This window comes from Ferranicluibacter rubi (genome assembly GCF_011603255.1).
Taxonomy (GTDB): Bacteria; Pseudomonadota; Alphaproteobacteria; order Rhizobiales; family Rhizobiaceae; genus Ferranicluibacter; species Ferranicluibacter rubi.
This window is the reverse complement of sequence record NZ_JAANCM010000009.1, coordinates 145716-167865: the sequence shown is the minus strand read 5'-3', so window position 1 is coordinate 167865 and position 22150 is coordinate 145716. Positions and strand designations below refer to the sequence as shown.

Here is a 22150-nt window from a genome sequence, read left to right as displayed (position 1 = left end):
ACAGCCGCCTGCGGTACCGCAAGGCCAGCAAAGCCAGAAAGGGAAGTAACAACCATGGAACACGTCACCATCGACGTCGTCTCGGACGTCGTCTGCCCCTGGTGCTATCTCGGCAAGGCGCGGCTGGACAAGGCCATCGCCGAGCTGGCCAGCGAGATCCTCGTCACGGTCAGCTGGCGCCCCTACCAGCTTAATCCCGACCTGCCGCCGGAAGGCGTCGATCACAAGGCACACTTGGCCGCAAAGCTCGGTGGAGACGCCGCCGTTGCCCGGGCGCACAAAACCCTTACGGCACTGGGGCACGCCGATGGCGTGGCCTTCAACTTCGACGCCGTGAAGATCTCGCCGAACACACTCGACGCGCACAGGCTCATCCGCTGGGCCCAGGCGGAAGGCGCAGATATTCAGGCAAACGTCGTGACGGGCCTGTTCCGCGCCAACTTCGAGGAAGGTCGCAACGTCGGCGACCGGGAGACCCTGATCGACATCGCCCAAGCCGGCGGCCTCGACCGCGCCGTCGTCACCACTCTGCTTGCCTCCGACGCCGACACCGCCGACGTCAAGACGGAGATCGACATGGCACGAGACATGGGCGTCACCGGCGTTCCCTGCTTCATCATAGACAGCAAATATGCTGTGATGGGTGCGCAATCCGTCGAGGCGCTCACCAACGCGCTCCGCGACATCGCCCAGATGAAGAACCAGGCGAATATCAACTGACAGATTCTGCCTGACTTAGGTCACCGCGATACGTGCGATCGCCGCAGCATCCACGGCGGACGCCTGCTCCATTGCCTCTCTGCGCTTGTCCTGATCCTTGTCTTTCGAGCCGATGGACGATCCGAAATGGAAGCTGATGACAGTCGCGAATGCTGTGGCGAACGCACCGAGGATGATGTTGAAGACGGCTGAGTTTTCTGGTTCGACTTTCCAAAAGGCCACGATGTAGACGAGGAGGATAAATCCGCCGGTGATGCCGATGGAGAGAGCCGGGTTCACCCAGACATGCTTGGCATTTCGCGCCTGCAATTCGAGGTAGAACCAGCGCGCCCGCTCCAGCTTGTCGAACTCCTCGTCCAGACGACGCAGCTTTTCCGCAATCTCGTCAGGAACAGCCGGCGGGACCGGGCTCACCGGAGCGGTCGCTATCCCACTGCTCTTTTCGGTCAACGACGATATCTGTGTCACGATACGCTCCTTCAGCGCAGGATCGCCGTCGAGGATGACAGCGGCGTCTGCCGGTATCATCACGCCCGGCACAGCCTTCAGAGCCACGACGACATCCGCCGCGAGCGTTCCGGACCGATCCGCCGCCAACGCCTTCTCAAGGCCCGGCACGATTGTCTTTGCAAGCACAAGCCATTCATCCATTGCCGTTCTCCCGCTTAACGAGCGACAATGTTGCGCGACACCAATAGCGTGTCAATCCTGTACATCAGATATTTCTCACGGAGTTGGGATCATCCCTTCGCGATCGCTGCGAGTTGCGTCATCAGCATGGCAGCACCGGCAAGCCGCTTCTCCGGCGTCGGATAATCCCGTTGGAAGAAGATGCTTTGGTCCTGTCGCACCTTGGCGAGCGTTCCCTGCTTGGCGATGTAGCCGACAAGGCCCGCCGGATTCGGGAAATCGCGATTGCGGAAGTGGACGACGACACCCTTCGGCCCTGCATCCAGCTTCTCAACATTGGCTGTCCGGCAGAGCGACTTGACGTAGACGATCTTCAGCAGGTGCTGAACCTCGATCGGCAACGGCCCGAAACGGTCGATGAGCTCGGCGCCGAAGGCGTCGATATCGGCAAGCTCGGTGATTTCGCCGAGTCGGCGGTAGAGCATCAGACGGAGATGCAGGTCCGGCACGTACTCATCCGGGATCATCACCGGCGTGCCGACCGAGATCTGCGGCGACCAGCCGCTGTCGGTCACTTCGTCATCGCCCTTCAGTTCCGCAACCGCTTCTTCCAGCATCTGCTGGTAGAGCTCGAAACCGACCTCCTTGATATGACCGGACTGTTCGTCGCCGAGCAGGTTCCCGGCGCCGCGAATGTCGAGGTCGTGGCTCGCGAGCTGGAAGCCCGCGCCGAGCGTGTCGAGCGATTGCAGCACCTTGAGTCGCCGTTCGGCAGGTCCCGTCAGCGTCTTGTTGACCGGCAGCGTGAACAGCGCGAACGCCCGCACCTTCGACCGGCCGACGCGGCCGCGCAGCTGATAAAGCTGCGCCAGCCCGAACATATCCGCCCGGTGGACGATCAGCGTGTTGGCGCGGGGCACGTCGAGCCCGGACTCCACAATCGTGGTCGACAGAAGCACATCGTACCGCCCTTCGTAGAAGGCGTTCATGATGTCCTCGAGTTCGGTCGCCGGCATCTGCCCGTGGGCGATGGCGACCTTGAGTTCCGGCACGTCGGACTGCAGAAAGGCATGAACGTCGTCAAGATCGGCAAGCCGCGGGCAGACATAGAAGCTCTGTCCGCCGCGATAGTGCTCGCGCATCAACGTCTCGCGGATCACCAGCGCGTCGAACGGCGAGATGAACGTGCGCACGGCCATGCGGTCGACGGGCGGTGTCGTGATCAAGGACAACTCCCGCACGCCGGTGAGGGCAAGCTGCAGCGTCCGCGGGATCGGCGTCGCCGAAAGCGTCAGCACGTGAACGTCCGACTTCAGCTCCTTCAGCCGCTCCTTGTGCTTCACGCCGAAATGCTGCTCCTCATCGATGATCAGAAGGCCGAGATTGGCAAAGTTGATGGCGCTGCCGAGCAAGGCGTGGGTGCCGACAACGATATCGGTCTTGCCGTCGGCAACCTCCTTTTTCGTCAGCGCCAGCTCCTTGGAACCGACGAGGCGCGAGGCCTGCGCCAGCCGGATCGGCAGGCCGCGGAATCGCTCCGTAAACGACTTGAAGTGCTGGCGGGCAAGAAGCGTCGTGGGAACGACGACCGCGACCTGAACGCCGTTCATCGCCGCGATGAACGCGGCGCGCAGCGCAACCTCGGTTTTGCCAAAGCCGACATCGCCGCACACCAGCCGGTCCATCGGCCGGCCGGCGCCGAGATCGTCCCGCACGGCCTCGATCGAGGTCATCTGGTCCTCGGTCTCGTCATAGGGGAAGCGCGCGGCAAATTCGTCGTAGATCCCTTCCGGCGTCGTCAGCACAGGTGCGCGCCGCGTCAGTCGCTCGGCCGCGATGCGGATGAGGCCACCGGCCATGTCCAGCAGCCGCTTCTTCAGCTTGGCCTTGCGCGCCTGCCACGCGACACCGCCCAGCTTGTCGAGAATGGCATCGCTGCCTTCCGAACCGTAGCGGGAGAGGAGGTCGATGTTTTCGACCGGCAGATAGAGCTTGGCATCGTCGGCATAGACGAGTTCCAGACACGCATGCGGCGCGCCGGCGGCCTCGATGGTGCGAAGCCCGACGAACCGCCCGATGCCGTGCTCGGCGTGAACGACGATCGAGCCCTCGTCGAGCCCCGCCACTTCGGCGATGAAGTCGGCCCCGCGCTTGCGGCGCTTGGAGCGGCGCACCATCCGGTCGCCGAGAATATCCTGCTCGCCGATGACGACGAGATCGCCGCTCTCGAAACCGCTCTCGAGGCTGAGGACGGCAGCGGCAGCTTCGCCGGCTTTGAGTTTGCCGACCTCGCCGAAGGACGCGACCGGCTTGATATTGCCGAGCCCATGCTCCGCCAGTACCTGAAGCAGCCGGTCGAGCGATCCTTCGGACCAGCCGGTGACGAGCACCTTGGCACCCTTGGCGCGCTTGTCGGCAATGTATTTGACGGCCTGGTCGAAAACGTTGACGCGCTCGCCCTCCGGCGCACTCTCGTTGGCATTCTTCGCCCAGCGCACACCGAGGCGCGCGTCTATGGTCACGACCTTGCGGCCCTCGCCTTCCGGCTCGGAGAACGGCGACAGGCGAATGGCGTTCCCGCTGGCAAGGGCTGCGGAAAACTGGTCCGCCGTCAGATAAAGCTGCTCCGGCGGCACCGGCTTGTAGGGCGTGCCCTGCGATGCCTGGTTTTTGCCCGTCGCTCCCGACTCACGTCGCGCATCATAATAATCGTGGACGAGCTTCGAGCGCTCGGCCGCAGCCTCCCGCACCACATGGTCCGTGACGATCCGGAAGCCCGGGAGATAGTCGAACACGCTGTCGAGCGTGTCGTAGAACAGCGGCAGCCAGTGCTCCATGCCGGCATAGCGCCGGCCTTCGGAGACGGCTTGATACAGCGCATCGTCCCGCGTCGTCGCGCCGAACAGCGCCAGATAGCGCGTCCGGAAATGGCTGATCGTTTCCGGCGTCAGAGAAACCTCGCTCATCGGATTGAGGTCGAGCGACCGCGCCTGCCCCGTCGTGCGCTGGCTTGCGGGGTCGAAGGACCGGATGGTCTCCAGCGTGTCACCGAAGAAGTCCAGCCGCACGGGCTCCGCGCTGCCGGGAACGAAGACATCGAGAATGCCCCCGCGCACGGCAAATTCGCCGACCTCGCGCACCGTCGCCACGCGCTCGAACCCATTGCGCGACAGAAGGGCCGCCACGTCGTCCATGCGGATGTTCGCGCCCGGCCGGGCGGAGAAGGCGAGGCCCTCGATCACGTCCTTCGGCGCCATCTTCTGCAGCGCCGCATTGACGGTCACCAGCACGATGGCCGGATGCGGCTTGCGGGCATGCGCAATCAGTGCGCTCAGCGCCGACAGCCGCCGGGCGGAAACATCGGCGCTCGGGGAAACGCGGTCGTATGGCAGACAGTCCCAGCCCGGCAGCGTGAGCACGGGAATATCGGGTGCGGCAAAGCCGAGCATCTGTTCGATATCGGCAAGCCGCTGTCCGTCGGACAGGATGTAGGCAACGGGGCCTTCCGCACGCGCGATCTCGGCCAGCAGCAGCGGCTCGACGCCGGCCGGCACGGGCCCGATTGTGATCTCGCGCGCGACGCCCGCGATCTTCTTCTTGTCAAATCCGGCAATCATTCAGAAGGTCCTGTGGTCGCCGGTCCCGACTGCGGTTCGAAATCCGGACGGTAGGCGGAAATGCGTGCGAAGAGCGGCGTGCGGAAATGATCGGGCAGATCGCGTTCGCCCAGGATCCACTTCACCAGATCGTTGTCTTCCTCATTCATGATGCGTTCGAGCTCGTCGAGATCGGCATCCGGCAGGTCGGCAAGCTCGTTGTCCGCAAATTGCCCAAAGACGAGATCCATCTCGCGCAAGCCCCGATGCCACGCCCGGAAGAGGATCTTGCGGCGGCGCAGATCGAGATCGGCACTGGTGCGGGTGATGCCTGTCATGGACTGTCCCTCTTGCGGCGTATGACCGGTGCCGTGACCGTCGTTCGGGACGAGCCGAAATTGAGCCTTGCTGCCACGGTCCCGCCGCTCCTATAAACGCTGCACACCGACTTGTCAGCCTTGCCAAAGTCCGTTTCGTCAAGTGAAGTTCCCCGATGCGCCCTGCCCTTCTCGACCCGCTTTTTGCCTCGCTCGATACGCTGCCCGGCGTCGGCCCCAAAGTCGGCGAGTTTCTCGCCCGGCTGTTCGGTCGAGAGAGCATCGAGGACTGCCGCGTGGTGGACCTCCTCTTCCACGCGCCGCACTCCATCGTGGACCGCCGCCACCAGCCGGGCGTGATGAACGCGCTTGCCGGCGCCATCGTCACCATCAAGGGCCGGATCGACCGCCACCAGCCGCCACCGCCCGGCCGCTCCTCCATGCCCTACCGGGTCTTCCTGCAGGACGACACCGGCGAGCTGGCGCTGACCTTCTTCAAGGTCAAGGGCAACTGGCTGGAGAAGCAGCTGCCGATCGACGACATCGTCATCGTCTCGGGAAAAGTCGACTGGTTCAACGGCCGCGCGTCGATGGTGCATCCCGACCTGATGGTTCGCGAGGAGGATGCGGAGACCATGGCCCTCGTCGAGCCGGTCTACGGTCTGACGGCCGGCCTTTCGCCAAAGACACTGCGTCGCACGATCGAGGCGGCGCTGACGCGGATACCGAACTTCCAGGAATGGCTGGACGAGGCGCTTCTGGAGAAACAGGATTTCCTCACCGTCCGCGATGCCTTCATCGCCCTGCACGAGCCGCGCGACGCCACGGATATCGATCCGCGCGCACCGGCACGTCGGCGGCTTGCCTATGACGAGTTCCTGGCCGGGCAGCTGTCCCTCTCGCTCGTCCGCCAGCGCCTGCGCATCCTGCCGGGAACCCCGGTCAAGGCGACGGGCGCGCTGAGCGGCCCCGTCATCTCCGCCTTGCCCTTCTCCCTGACCGGAAGCCAGACCGCGGCGGTCGCCGACATCCTCGCCGACATGGCGCGCGAGGAGCGCATGCTTCGGCTTCTCCAGGGTGACGTCGGCTCGGGCAAGACGGCCGTCGCGCTGATGGCGATGCTGGCTGCCGTCGAGGCCGGCGGCCAAGCCGCGCTCATGGCGCCAACGGAAATTCTTGCCCGTCAGCATTTTACGACGCTCAGCCGGCTCGCCGGCCCCGCAGGCGTGAAGATCGACGTGCTAACCGGTCGCACGAAAAGCCGAGAGCGCGACGCTATGCTCGAGCGTCTGGCCTCGGGCGAAACGGATATCGTCATTGGCACCCACGCGCTTTTCCAGGACACGGTCTCCTACCATCGCCTGTTGCTGGCCGTGGTGGATGAGCAGCATCGCTTCGGCGTCCACCAGCGCCTCCGGCTGACCGCCAAGGGCGTGTCGCCGCACATGCTGGTGATGACCGCAACGCCGATCCCGCGCACCCTCGTGCTCGCCGCTTTCGGTGATATGGACGTCTCCAAGCTCACGGAGAAGCCCGCCGGCCGAAAGCCGATCCAGACGGTGACGCTGCCGACGGAGCGGCTGGACGACATCGTCGAGCGGCTGCGCGGGGCGATCGAGGAAGGCAAGAAGATCTACTGGATCTGCCCGCTGGTGGAAGAGTCGGAACTCTCCGACCTCATGTCCGCCGACGAGCGCTTCCAGATCCTCGTCGCCCGTCTGGGCCCCGTCGCCGGCCTCATTCACGGGCGAATGGCCGGCCCGGATAAGGACGCCGCCATGCTCGCCTTCAAGAATGGCGAAACGCGTCTTCTCGTCGCCACCACCGTCGTGGAAGTCGGCGTGGACGTGCCGGATGCGACGATCATGGTCATCGAACATGCCGAGCGATTCGGCCTCGCCCAGCTCCACCAGTTGCGCGGCCGCGTCGGCCGTGGCGATCAGGCGTCAAGCTGCATCCTGCTCTACAAGGGGCCGCTCAGCCAGACGGCCCACGCCCGCCTGTCCATCCTGCGGGACACGGAAGACGGCTTCGTGATTGCCGAGGAGGATCTGAAGCTGCGGGGAGAAGGCGAGCTGCTGGGCACCCGGCAGTCCGGCACGCCGGGCTTCCGCATCGCGAGCCTGGAGGCCCATGCCGATCTTCTGGAGATTGCACGCAAGGATGCAGCCTATGTGATCGAGCGCGATCCCGATCTCACGACGCCGCGCGGCGAAGCCTTGAGAACACTGCTCTATCTTCATCGGCGCGACGAAGCGATCCGCTTCCTGCGAGCCGGATGACCGTCAGGATTCGATGACGACCGGCATGGGCTCGGCAGCCTTGCGGCCCTTGCGCGTCGTCGCCACCGGTCCGCCTTCGGGCGGCGTGACCAGCCCGACCGAGATGACGATCTTGGCGGCATCCTCGGCGCTCATGTCGAGCGGTACGATCTTCTCGCGCTGGACGAAGACGAGGAACCCCGCCGTCGGCACCGGTGTCGGTGGCATGAAGCAGGCCACCATGTCGCGGCCCATCGCATCAAATTTCGAGGCGATCTCGCCCTTGGCATCCGTGGCAATGAACACCAGCGACCAGAGCCCAACACTTGGATACTCGATCAGCGCCGCTTTGTTGAAGGGCGTGCCCTGCTCCTTCAACACCGTCTCGAAGATCTGCTTCAGGCTCTTGTAGAGACCGCGCACCAGCGGCGTGCGGTTCAGCACCTGTTCACCCAGATTGACGACGGATCGCCCGATGAGGTTTTTGCCGAGAAAGCCGATGATGGTGATGACGATCAGCGCGATCAGAAGGCCGAAACCCGGCACCGCGAAATTCAGATAGCTGTCCGGGTTGTAGCGGGCGGGAATATAGGGTTTCACCCAGCTGTCGGCCCAGCGCACGAAGCTCCAGGTCAGCCAGAGCGTGATGGCGATCGGCGCGCAGATCACCAGCCCCGCGAGAAAGTTGTTTCGCAGACGGGTGGCAAGGGAGATGCGCGTCGGAGCTTCGGTCATGCTGATTCCATCGGCACTCGGTTCGCGGCCGCAAACGAATGATATGGCGTTGCCGTCGGGCGGACAATGGCAAAAGCCGCACTGCAACCAAGCATGCTGCGGCTGCGCGCCAAAGCCGCTATTCGACCGTGACGGACTTTGCGAGATTTCGCGGCTGGTCCACGTCCGTGCCCATGAACACGGCGGTGTGGTAGGCCAGAAGCTGGATCGGCAACGAGAAGATCATCGGCGCGATCAGCTCGTCCACGTTCGGCAGCACGATCGTGCTCATGGTCTCCAACTTGGAAGCGGCCGCGCCCCGCTCGTCGGTGATGAAGATGATCCGACCGCCGCGGGCCGCGACCTCCTGCATGTTCGAGATCGTCTTCTCGAAGAACCGGTCGTGCGGCGCGATCACGATGACCGGCATGTTCTCGTCGATCAGCGCGATCGGCCCATGCTTCAGTTCGCCGGCGGCATAGCCCTCGGCGTGGATGTAGGAAATCTCCTTCAGCTTCAACGCGCCCTCCATGGCGAGCGGAAAGCTGGTGCCACGGCCGAGATAGAGAACGTCCCGGCACTTGGAGAGCTCGCGCGCAAGGCTTTCCATCTTCGGCTGGATGGCGTTCAGCACGCTCGCCATGATCCGCGGCATTTCGGCAAGATGCCGCACGAGAACGCGCTCTTCCTCAATGGAAATGGTGCCCCGCGCGCGCCCGGCGCCGACGGCAAGCGCTGCCAGCACGGCCAGCTGGCAGGTAAAGGCCTTGGTGGAGGCGACGCCGATTTCCGGACCGGCGAGAATCGGGAAGACGGCATCCGACGAGCGCGCGATGGTCGATTCACTTGCGTTGACGACCGCGCCGATCGTCAAACCGAGATCCTTGCAGTAGCGCAGCGACGCCAGCGTATCCGCCGTCTCACCGGATTGGGAGATGAACAGAGCCGCCGCATCGGGCGACAGGGGAATATCGCGATAGCGGAACTCGGAGGCGACATCAATCTCCACCGGCAGCCGCGCATAGCGCTCGAACCAGTATTTGCCGATCAAACCAGCGAGATAGGCCGTGCCGCAGGCCGAGATGGCAAGGCTCGGTATCCGGGCGAAATCGATGGCCGAGGCGGCAGCGCTGACGCGGTTCTCCGTGAAATCGACATAGTGGCCAAGCGCGTGCGAGATGACCTCCGGCTGCTCGTAGATCTCTTTTTCCATGAAGTGCCGGTGGTTGCCCTTGTCCACCATGTAGGCGGCGGCGATCGACACCTGCCGCGGCCGCGTCACAGAGTTGCCGTCATGGTCGAGGATTTCGACGCCACCCGCCGTCAGCACGGCCCAGTCGCCATCGTTGAGATAGGTGATCTCGTTGGTGAAGGGTGCAAGCGCGATCGCATCCGAGCCGAGAAACATCTCTTGCGCGCCATAGCCGACCGCAAGCGGCGGGCCGGAACGGGCTGCGAGAATCGTACCCGGCGTATCGGCAAACAGGACCGCCAGCGCGTAGGCACCGGTAACGGACCGCAGCATCGCCTGCATGGCTTGTCTACCGTCCAGCCCGTCCCGCCGAAGCTTGGCGAGCAGCTGCGCGACGACCTCTGTGTCCGTCTGCGTCGAGAAGGTCGCGCCTTCCGCGATCAGAGCGTCCTTGATCTCGGAGAAATTCTCGATGATCCCGTTGTGCACGACGGCGACGCCATCGGTGAAATGCGGATGGGCGTTGTTTTCCGTCGGTGCGCCATGCGTCGCCCAGCGCGTGTGCGCGATGCCGATCAGGCCGGGAAGCGGATCGCCGGCGAGCTTCGTTTCCAGGTTGAACAACTTGCCTTCGGCGCGCCGACGGTCGAGCTGGCCGTCATGGATCGTCGCAACACCGGCCGAATCATAGCCGCGATATTCGAGCCGCTTGAGGGCATCGACCAGCCTCTCCGAAACGGGCCGTGCCCCGACGATGCCGACGATGCCGCACATGAACTTCTCCGATATTTCGAGCCCAGACCTTGAGCCTCAAGCTCACTACTGTTTTTTGCGCCGGGAGCAACCGGCCTACCGTCACTTTCGGTATCAGCCGGTAACGCCGCCGGGCGCGGCTGACCGGGTCAGGCCTTTCCGCTCTTGGCGGCCTTCTCGGCCAAGTACCGCTCGCGCAACAGCTTCGCGCGTCCAGGCTTCACCGTCTGTCGGGCACGTCCGAACGCGGCTGCATCGGCCGGCACATCGTCGGTAATGACGCTGCCGGACGCAACCAGCGCCCCGTCACCGATGGTGATGGGTGCGACCAGCGAAGAGTTCGAGCCGATGAAGGCCTGCGCGCCGATGCGTGTGACATGCTTGTTCACACCGTCGTAATTGCAGGTGATCGTGCCCGCGCCGATATTGGTGCCCGCGCCCACGAATGCGTCGCCGATATAGGTCAGATGGTTGATCTTGGCGCCTTCGCCGATTTCGGCCTTCTTGACCTCGCAGAAATTGCCGACCTTGGCATTCACCCCAAGATACGCACCCGGCCGAAGCCGTGCATAGGGGCCGACGGTGGCACCGGCCGAAACATGCGCGCCTTCCAGATGTGAAAACGCATGGATGACGGCGTCGCGCTCCACGGTCACACCGGGGCCGAAGACAACATTCGGCTCGACCAACACGTCCTGCGCGAGCTGCGTGTCGTATGAGAGAAACACGGTCTCAGGCGCGATCATCGAGACGCCGGAGACCATCAGCGCATGGCGCCGCCGCGTCTGCCAGGCAGCTTCGATGGCTGCCAGTTCCGCCCGGTTGTTGCAGCCCATCAGCTCGGTCTCGGGCGCTTCGATGGCGATCGTGCGGGCGCCGGCAGCCCGCGCCACTTCCACCACATCCGTCAGGTAATATTCGCCCTTGGCGTTGGCATTCCCGATCGCGTCGAGAAATTCGAGCGCCCGCGCGCCGTTCATGGCCATCAGCCCGCCATTGCAATAGGTGATCGCCCGCTCGGCCTCAGAGGCGTCCTTCTCCTCGCGGATCGCCAGCAGCGTGTCGTTCTCGATGATCAGCCGGCCGTAGCCTGTCGGGCGGGCCGTGTGAAAGCCGATGACCACGACATCGTCCCCGGCCGCAAGCCGCGCGCGCGCTGCCTTCAAAGGCTCGGCGGTGATGAGCGGCGTATCCCCGAAAACGACGATCACATCGTCATAGCCCTTCAAGATCGCCTCGCGCGCTGCGAGCACGGCATGCCCGGTGCCCAGCCGCTCGGTCTGCAGATGCGTCGTCAGGGCCAGATCGTCGCGACGCGCGGCGGCGGCCACCGCATCGGCATCGCGACCCACCACGAGAGCGGCCGCTTGAATGCCGGCCCCGGCAAGCGACTCCATCACATGGGCAATCATTGCCCGGCCCGCGACGGGATGCAGCACCTTCGACAGAGAGGACTTCATCCGCGTGCTCTCGCCCGCGGCGAGGACCACGGCGAGGCAAGTACGGGCGTCTGTAATGGTGGTGCTCATGGCGTTTCTCCCGGTCTCGTCCAGCCGGGCCGCCAGACGTTGCCTCAGCCTCATAGAGCAAAAGGCATGGATTTGCGAAGCAGATTTCAAGAGGAGCACGGTGGCGGTCCTGGGTCACGAAGCCGCTCCACAGGAGCCCCCTGGACCCGACGTTAACGCAATGAAAAGATCACGATGCGATAAGCAAGTCCGTTCGAAAACTCAGCCGCTTTGAGGCGTTCCATGGCATCCGTCGCGAATGACCTACGCGCAGCGCCGGAAGGACGCTATTTCCGGCTGAAGCAGTCTGCGCCGGTCCTCGCACTTGCCGCCGTCCTGCTCGCGTTGCCCTTGGCGCTTCTCACCACCCTCCATCAGCCGATGGGTGCGATGATGTGGGATCTCTACATCTACCTGGATGCAACGAATCGGATCGCAGGCGGGCAGATCCCTTCCATCGATTTCTTCGCGCCTGTCGGTGCTCTCGGCTATTACCTCTTTGCCGGTGCGATCTGGCTTTTCCCGAACGGACATCCGCTCTTCCTGTCGGCATGGTCGCTCCTCGTCGTCACCGTCCCCCTGATGGCGGTGGTCCTGATCGACGTCCAGCGCCGCTCGACCGCCCTCGCCTTCGCGCTTCTCGCGCCATTCCTCCTCTATTCGCTGCTGCCCTTCAACATCGGCAACTTCTATCCCTATCCAGGCTCCGAAGGCTTCGGCATCTACAACCGCCAAGTCTGCCAGCTCCTCTATGTCCTCGCTGCGGCCCTGGTCTTCATGAAGGACTGTCGAAAGCTCTGCGGCGGCGTCGCGGCCAGCATGCTGGCGCTCTTCTTCATCAAGATCACCGGTGTCGTCGCCGGCGCACTGATGTGCGGGATGGCGCTTGCCGCCGGACGGCTGAGCCTGAAGCGCTCCGTGATCGCGGCAAGCATCTTCACTGCGATCCTCGTCGGCCTGGAGTTGGCGACCGGCGTGGTGTCGGCCTATATCGGTGATATCCTCGCCCTCCTCCTGCTCAACGATGAAACGCTCCTGCCGCGCCTCCTGAAGGCTGCCTCGATGAATATCGGCGTGTCGCTGGCGACAGCCGGGCTCTGCCTCGCACTTGTCCTCACCGATCTCGATCTTGTCCGCCAGCGGTTGCGCAACGCGGCGTCCGCACCGTCGCCGAAGACGGTTTCGGCAATCCTCGATTTTCCCTTCGTCTGGATTTCCGTCTTTCTTCTCGCCGGCCTGTTCTTCGAAAGCCAGAATACCGGCAGCCAGGCTCTGATATTTCTCTACCCGCTGCTGCTCGCCACCGGCCTCGATCATTACCGCCGTCACGGCAACACGGTGCGCTCCGGTATCGTCGCGGTGCTCGCTCTCGCGGTCGTCATCCCCCCGGCGGTCGCGGTCGTCCAGAAGGCCAGCCGCGCCTGGGTGGGCATGCTGGGAACGGTGCGCCTCGATCACCAGAACCTGAAGACGATGGGCGCCTTTGCCATCCGGCCGAGCTTTGCGGAGCGGGCACGGTTGATGGAAGCCATGTTCGTCGAGAACCGGAAAGCCTTCGATGCGCTGGCGGTTGCCGGCGAACCCTTCTCCATCCTTCTTTTCAGCGACTTCGACTTCCAATGGGCCTGGCTTCATAACGCCGATCGCGCCATTTCCGCCGTCCGCGCTTATGAAGCCCGTCATGGCATCCGATTCGAAACCATCATGTCCATCGACTTCGTCAATCCTTTCCCTTGGTTGATGGATCGACAGGCACCACGGAACATCGCCATCGGCGCCGATCCGACGCGGGCCGTCCCGCCTCCGGGCGACGCGGAGAACGACGCCATCCGGACAGTCGATCTCGCACTGATGCCGACCTGCCCCGCCACGCCGACGCAGACCGCGCTGCTCGCTCTCTATGCGCCAGCCCTTCTGCCCGGCCATGTCAGGGTGTCTCTCACGCCCTGCTACGACGCCTTCATCCGCAATGGCCTGCTGCCCACGTCCGACGGATCGCAGCGGCCATAAGACGGCCTTTGCAATTTCTCCTTAAATTGATTCCGATTTCGAAATTTATGCAGTAAGGAACGACACGGTTTGCCACGGGGCGAACGCGTGTTTTGTCGGTTGAGGTGCGCAGTCTTATGTTGGAAATGCTGAGGAGAGGCGCCCAGACCTGGGTCGTCAAAGGCCTGTTGATCGTTCTCGTCGCCTCGTTCGCAGTCTGGGGCGTGTCGTCGTCCATCGCGCCGAGTGCCTCCACGGCTGTCGTGACGGTGGGCGACGTCAAGGTGTCTCCCGCGGACTTCCGGCTCGCCTACGAGCGGCAGCTGGCCCAGCTTTCCCGCCAGTTCGGCACCCGCCTGTCGCGCGATCAGGCCCGCGCCTTCGGCGTCGAGGCGCAGGTCTATTCGCAGCTCGTGGCGGGCGCGACGCTCGACCAGTTGTCGAGCGACATGAACCTCGGCCTGTCGCAGGATCGCCTCGCGACCCTGATCAGCCAGGACCCCGCTTTCCGCGCTGTCAACGGACAGTTCGATCGCACCGTCTTCTCCAGCGTGCTGCGCAATGCCGGCCTGCGTGAGGTCGATTACATCACGAATCGCAGCCAGGTCGCTGTCCGCTCGCAGATCGTCGAGGCTCTGTCGGATGGCTTCAAGGCGCCGACGGTCCTGACGGACGCGCTGAAGACCTACCAGAACGAGACGCGCTCGCTCGATTACCTGCTTCTCTCGAATGCCAATGTCGATCCGATCAAGGCACCGGCCGACGACGTGCTCGCGCCCTGGTTCGAGGAACACAAGGCCGAGTATCGCGCCCCCGAATTCCGCAAGATCTCCTATGTGAAGCTCGAGCCGACCGACATCGCCAATCCGGCCGCTGTCACCGAGGACGAGCTGCGCGCCGACTACGAGAAGCGCAAGGCAACCTTCAGCACGCCGGAAACGCGGACGGTCGAGCAGCTCACCTTTGCCAGCCGTATGGACGCCGATGCCGCCGCGGCAAAACTCGCTGCCGGCACCACTTTCGATGCACTCGTTTCCGAGCAGGGCAAGACCTCCGGCGACGTCCTTCTCGGCGACTTCACCCGCGAGCGCGTGCCGGACGCAAAGCTCGGCGATGCTACCTTCGCCGTGGCGGCTGACGGCGGCACCACGCCCGTTATCGATGGCGCTTTCGGCCCGGTCGTTCTGCGCGTCACCAACATCCGCCCCGCAACCACCCGGACCTTCGATGAGGTGAAGGAAGAACTCCGCCAGGAGGTCGCCCTTGCCAATGCGAGCAACGAGATCACGGCGATCCACGACAAGTTCGAGGATGCGCGTATTTCCGGCGCGACGCTTCAGGATGCGGCGACGGAAAGCAACCTGAAGGCCGTCTCCATTCCCGCCGTCGATGCGCGCGGTAACGACGCGCAGGGCGAGAGGATCGCCGATCTGCCGCAGCCGCAGGAACTGCTGGCCGAGGTCTTCAAGGCCGACCCGGGCAGCGACACCCTGCCGATCAATCTCGGCCGTGACGGTTATGTCTGGTTCGAGGTCGAGGACGTCATGCCGGCCCGCGATCGCACGCTCGACGAATCGCGCGAAAAGGTCGTTGCCGACTGGACGGCCGAGCAGCAGCGCGCCGAACTGGCCAAGCGTGCCGCAGACCTGAAAGCGCGCGTCGAAAAGGGCGAGACCCTGCAAACCATCGCGGCGGAACTCGGCATTGCCGTGGAGACCAAGATGGGCCTGCGCCGAACCGCGCAGGATGCCGCGCTCTCGCCTGCCGCCGTCACCGCTGCCTTCAGCGGCCCGAACGGCCTCGTGACGAACGCAGCCGGCACGGATGGCGAAGGCCAGATCCTGCTGAAGGTCACCGCCGTGGAAAATGCAGCCGGCGATGCGCTGGATCAGGACAGCCGTCAGGTCGATGCCATCGCCCAGGCAAGCGGCGACGATATTCTCGACCAGATGGTCACCGAATTGCAGACCCGCTACGGCGTTTCGATCAACCAGCAGGTGGCCGAAACGGCGCTGGCGCAGCAGTAGGCGGACGGGATCGTATGGCGGACCTCAAACCTTTCATCGCCAAGGCGGCGCTCGGTCAGTCTCTCGACCGGGACGACGCACGGGCCGCCTTCGAAATCATCATGTCGGGCGCGGCCACGCCCTCGCAGATCGGCGGCTTCCTGATGGCGCTCCGCGTGCGCGGCGAGACGGTCGATGAGATCGTCGGTGCTGTCGGCGCCATGCGCGCCCGCATGCTGACCGTGGACGCGCCTGCCGACGCCATCGACATCGTGGGGACCGGCGGGGACGGCGCCGGCACCTACAACATTTCCACGCTCGCCTCCCTGATCGTCGCCGGCGCCGGCGTTCCCGTTGCCAAGCATGGCAACCGCGCGCTGAGTTCCAAGTCGGGCACGGCGGATGCGCTCTCCTGCCTCGGCGTCAAGCTGGATATCGGGCCGGACGCCATCGCCCGCTGCATTCGCGAGGCCGGCGTCGGCTTCATGTTCGCCCAGCAGCACCATTCAGCCATGCGCCATGTCGGCCCCACACGGGTCGAGCTCGGCACACGCACCATCTTCAACCTGCTTGGCCCGCTTTCCAACCCTGCGGGCGTCAGCCGCCAGCTGGTCGGCGTATTCTCGCCGCAATGGGTGGTGCCCGTGGCCGAAGTCCTACGCGACCTCGGCTCCGCCAGCGTCTGGGTCGTCCACGGCGAAGGCCTCGACGAGATCACCACAACCGGCACGACACACGTTGCCGCCATCGAGAACGGAACGATTCGCACCTTCGACCTGACCCCTGCAGACTTCGGCCTGCCGACCGTCGATCTCGCAGCCCTCAAGGGCGGCGACGGCGCGCACAATGCGAAGGCACTGAGCGGCGTCCTTGCAGGTGACGTCACGCCCTACCGCGACATCTCGCTTGCCAACGCCGCCGCCGCACTCGTCATCTCCGGCCGTGCAGGCTCGTTGACGGATGGCATGGCAATGGCGCGCGAGGCGCTGGAAACCGGCGCTGCCCGCGCCGCGCTGGAGGCACTCGTGCGCGTATCGAATGCAGAGGAGGCCTGATATGAGCGACATCCTGCACCGCATCGAACTTTACAAGCGCGAGGAAATCGCAGCGGCAAAGGCAAGCGTCTCGCTCGACGACCTCAAGGCCATGAGCGCCGGACAGGAGGCCCCGCGCGGATTCCTGAAGGCATTGGAAGCCAAACGTGCGGCGGGCAGATACGGCCTCATCGCCGAGATCAAGAAGGCCTCCCCCAGCAAGGGCCTGATCCGGCCGGACTTCGATCCGCCGGCACTCGCCAAGGCCTATGAACTCGGCGGTGCGGCCTGCCTTTCGGTGCTGACGGATGGGCCGAGCTTCCAGGGCGCGCCGGAATTTCTGACGGCCGCCCGCGCTGCCTGCGCCCTACCGGCTTTGCGCAAGGATTTCATGTTCGAAACTTATCAGGTGCACGAAGCGCGTGCCTGGGGTGCCGATTGTATCCTGCTCATCATGGCGTCGCTCACCGACGACGACGCACACCGGCTCGAGGATTGCGCCTTCGACCTTGGCATGGACGTGCTGGTCGAAGTGCATGACGAACCGGAAATGGAGCGCGCGCTCCGCCTTTCGTCTCCCCTGCTCGGTATCAACAACCGCAACCTGAAGACCTTCGCGGTCGATCTCGCTGTGTCCGAACGTCTCGCTCCCATGGTGCCGGACGACCGGCATCTCGTCGGCGAAAGCGGCATCTTCACGCCGGCCGACTGCGCCCGCATGAAAGCCGCAGGCATCGGCACTTTCCTCGTCGGCGAAAGCCTGATGCGGCAGGAGGATGTGGCGACCGCCACCCGGTTCCTGCTTTCCGAGTCCGCCACCACGCAGGCAGCCGAGTGATGTCGGGCACGCCGCTGACCCATCTCGGCGAAACCGGCGAAGCCAGCATGGTGGATGTCGGCGACAAGAGCGAGACGGTTCGGATCGCCGTTGCCGAGGGCTATGTCCGCATGCAGCCGGAAACGCTGCGCATCATCCTCGCGGGCGACGCGAAAAAGGGCGACGTCATCGGAACCGCCCGCCTCGCCGGCATCATGGCGGCCAAGCAGACGGCCAACCTCATCCCGCTCTGCCATCCGCTGATGCTGACCAAGGTCTCCGTCGATATCGTGCCCGACGAGAGCCTGCCCGGCCTGCGCGTCGAGACGCTGGCAAAACTCAGCGGCCGCACAGGCGTCGAGATGGAAGCGCTGACGGCCGCAAGCGTGGCGTGCCTCACGATCTACGACATGGCGAAGGCCGTCGATCGCGAGATGGAAATCGGCGGCATCCGCCTTCTGAAAAAGTCAGGCGGACGCTCCGGCGACTATGTGCGCGAAACGCATATCCGCGAGACCGAATCCTCATGAGCCTGCTTCCCGTCGAAGACGCGCTGGCACGCATGCTGGCCGCCGCGCGCCCCGTGACGGAGACGGAGGTGGTCGCTATCGGTGACGCTCAGGGCCGCGTCCTCGCGAGAGATCTCGTATCCCGCCTCACCCATCCGCCCTTCGACTCGTCCGCCATGGACGGCTATGCGCTGCGTGCCGAGGATATTGCCGAGATCGGCGCCATCGTGACCGTCATTGGCGAATCCGCGGCCGGCAGCCGCTTCACGGGGACGGTGCTCCCGGGACAGGCAGTGCGCATCTTCACCGGTGCTCCCGTGCCGGAGGGCGCTGATACGGTGCTGATCCAGGAAGATGCCGAACGGCTCGACGGCCATCGTGTCCAGACCCGGTTCGTACCCGCCAAAGGCCGCCATATCCGGCCGCGCGGCCAGGATTTTCACGAAGGCGATGTCGTCCTCCACGCCGGAGACCAGCTTGATTCAGGCCGCCTGACGGTGGCCGCCGGCATGAACCACGGCAGTCTCGACGTCTTCAGGCGCGTCCGTGTCGCTATTCTCGCAACCGGAGACGAACTTCTGCCGCCCGGGAGCACCCTCGGGCCCGACCAGATCATCGCCTCCAACACGCTCGGCATCGCCGCCATCGCCCGGGAGAATGGCGCGGAGATCATCGACCTCGGCATCGCTCCCGACAGCAGGTCGAGCATCGAGGAACGATTGGCGGCCGCACAAGAAGCAGGCGCCGATATCCTCGTCACGCTCGGCGGTGCCTCCGTCGGCGATCATGATCTCGTCCAATCGACCCTTGTCGGTGCTGGCATGGAGCTCGATTTCTGGCGCATCGCCATGCGCCCCGGCAAACCGCTGATGGTCGGCCGTCTCGGCGACATGCAGGTGCTCGGCCTTCCCGGCAACCCGGTGTCGAGCCTCGTCTGCGGTCTCCTCTTCCTCGAGCCCCTCGTCCGCACCCTCGGTCATCTGAAGGCCCGCAACCGCCTCGCGGCCGCCACCACAGCCGGGCCGCTTGCCGCCAACGACAAGCGGCAGGACTATATCCGCGCAAAGCTCGAGCGTCTGGCAGATGGCAGCCTGTCGGCGATAGCCTTCGAGCGGCAGGATTCCTCGATGATGCAGACATTCGCGCAGTCGGATGCTTTGATGGTCAGATCGCCCGGTGCACCGGCGCTCGAAGCAGGATCGGCCTGCACCGTTCTCCTCCTCCGCGAGGTCTAGACCTCCGGTCCGGGATCTTCACAAATCCGCAGCCCGCCCTATCTCATTTATCGGTAAGTATCGGTAACGAAGGGGATATCAGCATGAACCGAAACGGACTTTACGCGCTGTTGGGCGCATTGGTTGTCCTGGTCATCGTCATGGGCGTCTACATCTACGACCGCGAGAAAGAACCGCAGGGCGTTGAACTGAAGATCGGCGAAAACGGTATTTCGGTTGAGGAAAATTGAAAATCCGAAGGGTGACGCAAAACGGACGCGTTAACCCTTTATTAACCATTCCAGCAGATACTCAGGGTCAGGTGATCTGACTACGGATGAACTAGCAGGTTACAGAAACTCTGAGAACGAAAGGTCGGGTAATCCCCGGCCTTTTTGTTTGTCTCGAACCTGCTGCAGTCCGGCAAGCCCCGTCTCACCGCTCCGTGGATGCCACGTCGAGTTTCGACACCAGGATCTTGTCGATCCGGCGGCTGTCCATATCCACCACTTCGAACCTGTATCCGAAGGCCTCGGCCACATCGCCCTCTTCGGGCGACTTGCGCAGTTCCTGCACGAGAAAGCCGGCGATGGTCTCGTAGCTGCCATCCGAATCGATTTCGTCGATGCCGATGGTCAGGTGGATTTCGTCGATCGGCGTGCGGCCGTCGACCAGATAGGACCCGTCTTCGCGCAGGCGGATCAGGGCGTGTTCGATATCGTCGTAGTTCGACGGGAGAACGCCGACGATCGCTTCGAGAATATCGGCGATCGTGATGATGCCTTCGATGCTGCCATACTCGTCGACGATCATCGCCATGTTGATGCGCGAAGACTTGAACGCCTCCAGCGCCTTGAGGCACGATGCCGTTTCCGGCAGCGCGTGCAGTTCCTTCACGAAGACGCGGATGTCAAAAGCCCCACGGTCGCTGACGTTCAGCACCTCTTTCACGAGCACGGCACCGAGAATCTCTCCCGTAGACGTGTCCATGACGGGGTACCGCGAATGCGAGGTCTGCTCAATCTTTGCGCGCACCGCTTCCAGCGTATCGTTCGCGTCGATGAAGCTCACCTCGGTCCGGTGCGTCATGATGGATTTGACGTTGCGATCGCCGAGCCGAATGATGCGGCGCAGCATTTCATGCTCGGATTTCTCGATGGCGCCGCTCTCGACGCCCTCGGCCATGATCGCCTGCACTTCCTCTTCCGTCACCGCATCCTTGTTGCTGGTCACGCCGAAGACATGCATGAAAACCTTGGCGGACCCTTCGAACAGGTAGACGACCGGCGAGACGACCTTGGACAGGATCGACATCGGCCGCGCCACGAACATGGCGATGCCTTCGGAATTGCGCAGTGCCAGCTGTTTGGGAATGAGCTCGCCGATAACCACCGAGAGATAGGTGATAAGCGTAACCACCAAGGCGACCGAGACGGTACTGCCATAAGGGTTGATCCAGCTGATATCGTTGAGGACCGGCGCCAGCTTGTCGGCGATCGTTGCGCCACCATAGGCGCCGGCCAGCGTACCCACGAGCGTGATGCCGACCTGCACGGTCGAGAGGAACTTGCCCGGATCTTCCGCAAGGTTCAGCGCCATCTCCGCACGGACATTTCCCTGCCGGGCCATTTGCCGCAGCATCGGCCGGCTGACGGAGACGAGAGCCATTTCCGACATGGCAAAGAAGGCATTGATCAGAAGAAGAACGAAAATGACGAGCAGTTCGGACATGGATCCTCGAAAACCGATGCTCCGCGCCGTGCAGGTTTCACAGCGCGCGATATCATCGTTTTCATGAAATAGGCGGAACCGCGCAATGCAGCAAGGCGGGATACGGCAAGTTTCACCATTCTTGCCGTTACAGACCGACGTTTGTCAGCCAGCGACCGTCTCGGGTGTGTCGTCCATGGCCACACGAACACGTGCGCGGCCGACCCGGATGACCACTTCCATCGCCGCGCGGGCCCCCGCCTCGTCGCGCCGGCTGATCTGCTCCACGATGCGAATATGATTGCGCGAGACGTCCTCGATGCCCTCACGGTCGGCTGCGGGCGAGCTGAGCTTGAAAATGCCGACCAGCGCCGCCTCTATAAGGCTGCCGACGCTGCGCATGAAAGGATTGGCCGACGCCTCGGCCACGGCGAGGTGAAAGCGCAGATCCGCCACGGCCAGCGATTCGGGCGTATGCGCGGGATCGCCCATGGCGACGGCGAGCCGCATCATATGGCTGATCTCCACTTCGGTCGCATGGATGGCGGCCAGTGCCGCGGCATGCGGCTCGAAGGCCATGCGGACCTCGCTGATATGCGTCAGGAAGTCCTCGTCGATACCGTTATGGAAGTGCCAGGTCAGGATGTCGCTGTCGAACAGGTTCCACTGGTTACGGGCGGTCACCCGCGTTCCGATCCGCGCACGCGGCACGATCAAGCCCTTGGCCGCCAATGTCTTCATGGCCTCGCGCAGCACGGTGCGGGACACCTTGAAGCGCATCGCCAGCTCCTGGTCGCCCGGCAAAATGGTGCCGACGGGAAACTCACCGGAAATGATGGCGCGGCCGAGGACATCCACGACCTGCGAATGGCTCGTGCGCGTATCGACGCCTGTGATCAGCGTCTCCAGCGGACCCTTCTTCATGCTTCCCCCTCGTCGGACTCACTACGCGTTCTGTCGCCACATTCCTCCCGGACGACAGAAAAATCATATCATATGACAATATGCGTGTCTTGGAGGGAGAGATGGAATTTTCATTTCATTTCTGAACGAAATGGAATTTGGAAGCATGATGGAAAAGGACCGCGCTTGTCAATGTATCGCTTAAACAGCAGGGCCGCTTGGACGGCCCTGCGGGAGCGCGTTGAAGAGACAGGGCCGCGCGGCGACCCGATCACAA

The 22150-nt window shown here is 63.8% G+C and carries 17 protein-coding genes; 9 read left to right on the top strand and 8 right to left on the bottom strand.

Going from position 1 to position 22150, the window contains the following annotated elements; genetic code table 11:
- Positions 1–54: 54 nt before the first annotated feature.
- A complete protein-coding gene (locus G8E10_RS17500) occupies positions 55–720 on the top strand; it encodes a DsbA family oxidoreductase (protein WP_167130091.1) in 666 nt (221 codons plus the stop codon).
- 15 nt (positions 721–735) lie between these two features.
- Here G8E10_RS17500 and G8E10_RS17495 read toward each other — a convergent pair whose 3' ends face one another.
- The 3 genes from G8E10_RS17495 to G8E10_RS17485 form a co-directional block, all read right to left on the bottom strand.
- Positions 736–1275 carry a hypothetical protein gene (locus tag G8E10_RS17495; protein ID WP_167130090.1) on the bottom strand — a complete coding sequence of 180 codons (540 nt, stop codon included), beginning with the start codon at positions 1273–1275 and terminating at the stop codon, positions 736–738.
- A 185-nt stretch (positions 1276–1460) separates the two neighbouring features.
- On the bottom strand, positions 1461–4967 hold the full coding sequence (mfd, locus tag G8E10_RS17490; RefSeq protein WP_167130089.1) for a transcription-repair coupling factor: 3507 nt from the start codon (positions 4965–4967) through the stop codon (positions 1461–1463).
- On the bottom strand, positions 4964–5284 hold the full coding sequence (locus tag G8E10_RS17485) for an FAD assembly factor SdhE (protein ID WP_167130088.1): 321 nt from the start codon (positions 5282–5284) through the stop codon (positions 4964–4966). Before G8E10_RS17485 ends, mfd begins: the two co-directional genes overlap by 4 nt.
- A 155-nt stretch (positions 5285–5439) precedes the next feature.
- Here G8E10_RS17485 and recG point away from each other — a divergent pair, with 155 nt between their 5' ends.
- The gene (gene recG, locus G8E10_RS17480) at positions 5440–7545 is read left to right on the top strand and encodes an ATP-dependent DNA helicase RecG (RefSeq protein WP_167130087.1); all 2106 of its coding nucleotides are present in this window, start codon (positions 5440–5442) and stop codon (positions 7543–7545) included.
- Between the two features lie 3 nt (positions 7546–7548).
- Here the strand turns inward: recG and G8E10_RS17475 are convergent, their stop codons facing one another.
- From G8E10_RS17475 to glmU, 3 genes are all read right to left on the bottom strand, one after another.
- Positions 7549–8259, bottom strand: a complete 711-nt coding sequence (locus G8E10_RS17475) for a DUF502 domain-containing protein (protein ID WP_167130086.1) — start codon at positions 8257–8259, stop codon at positions 7549–7551.
- 118 nt (positions 8260–8377) lie between these two features.
- On the bottom strand, positions 8378–10204 hold the full coding sequence (glmS, locus tag G8E10_RS17470; RefSeq protein ID WP_167130085.1) for a glutamine--fructose-6-phosphate transaminase (isomerizing): 1827 nt from the start codon (positions 10202–10204) through the stop codon (positions 8378–8380).
- A gap of 128 nt (positions 10205–10332) precedes the next feature.
- Complete coding sequence (glmU, locus tag G8E10_RS17465; RefSeq protein WP_167130084.1) at positions 10333–11712, bottom strand: bifunctional UDP-N-acetylglucosamine diphosphorylase/glucosamine-1-phosphate N-acetyltransferase GlmU; 1380 nt, start codon at positions 11710–11712, stop codon at positions 10333–10335.
- A gap of 222 nt (positions 11713–11934) precedes the next feature.
- Between glmU and G8E10_RS17460 the strand changes: the two genes are divergently transcribed.
- The 7 genes from G8E10_RS17460 (at position 11935) to G8E10_RS17430 (ending at position 19511) form a co-directional block, all read left to right on the top strand.
- Complete coding sequence (locus G8E10_RS17460) at positions 11935–13701, top strand: hypothetical protein (protein ID WP_281517634.1); 1767 nt, start codon at positions 11935–11937, stop codon at positions 13699–13701.
- A 116-nt stretch (positions 13702–13817) separates the two neighbouring features.
- The gene (locus G8E10_RS17455; RefSeq protein ID WP_167130083.1) at positions 13818–15707 is read left to right on the top strand and encodes a peptidylprolyl isomerase; all 1890 of its coding nucleotides are present in this window, start codon (positions 13818–13820) and stop codon (positions 15705–15707) included.
- A 14-nt stretch (positions 15708–15721) separates the two neighbouring features.
- Complete coding sequence (gene trpD, locus G8E10_RS17450) at positions 15722–16741, top strand: anthranilate phosphoribosyltransferase (RefSeq protein WP_167130082.1); 1020 nt, start codon at positions 15722–15724, stop codon at positions 16739–16741.
- Between the two features lies 1 nt (position 16742).
- On the top strand, positions 16743–17558 hold the full coding sequence (gene trpC, locus G8E10_RS17445; RefSeq protein WP_167130081.1) for an indole-3-glycerol phosphate synthase TrpC: 816 nt from the start codon (positions 16743–16745) through the stop codon (positions 17556–17558).
- On the top strand, positions 17558–18067 hold the full coding sequence (gene moaC / locus G8E10_RS17440; RefSeq protein WP_167130080.1) for a cyclic pyranopterin monophosphate synthase MoaC: 510 nt from the start codon (positions 17558–17560) through the stop codon (positions 18065–18067). The genes trpC and moaC overlap by 1 nt, the downstream gene beginning before the upstream one ends.
- Positions 18064–19281 carry a molybdopterin molybdotransferase MoeA gene (locus tag G8E10_RS17435; RefSeq protein WP_167130079.1) on the top strand — a complete coding sequence of 406 codons (1218 nt, stop codon included), beginning with the start codon at positions 18064–18066 and terminating at the stop codon, positions 19279–19281. Before moaC ends, G8E10_RS17435 begins: the two co-directional genes overlap by 4 nt.
- 83 nt (positions 19282–19364) lie before the next feature.
- A complete protein-coding gene (locus tag G8E10_RS17430; RefSeq protein ID WP_092933792.1) occupies positions 19365–19511 on the top strand; it encodes a hypothetical protein in 147 nt (48 codons plus the stop codon).
- Positions 19512–19695: 184 nt separating this feature from the next.
- Here the strand turns inward: G8E10_RS17430 and G8E10_RS17425 are convergent, their stop codons facing one another.
- Together G8E10_RS17425 and G8E10_RS17420 are read right to left on the bottom strand one after the other, a co-directional pair.
- A complete protein-coding gene (locus tag G8E10_RS17425) occupies positions 19696–20991 on the bottom strand; it encodes a hemolysin family protein (RefSeq protein ID WP_092933794.1) in 1296 nt (431 codons plus the stop codon).
- A gap of 144 nt (positions 20992–21135) precedes the next feature.
- A complete protein-coding gene (locus tag G8E10_RS17420; protein ID WP_167130078.1) occupies positions 21136–21894 on the bottom strand; it encodes a FadR/GntR family transcriptional regulator in 759 nt (252 codons plus the stop codon).
- Positions 21895–22150 lie beyond the last annotated feature (256 nt).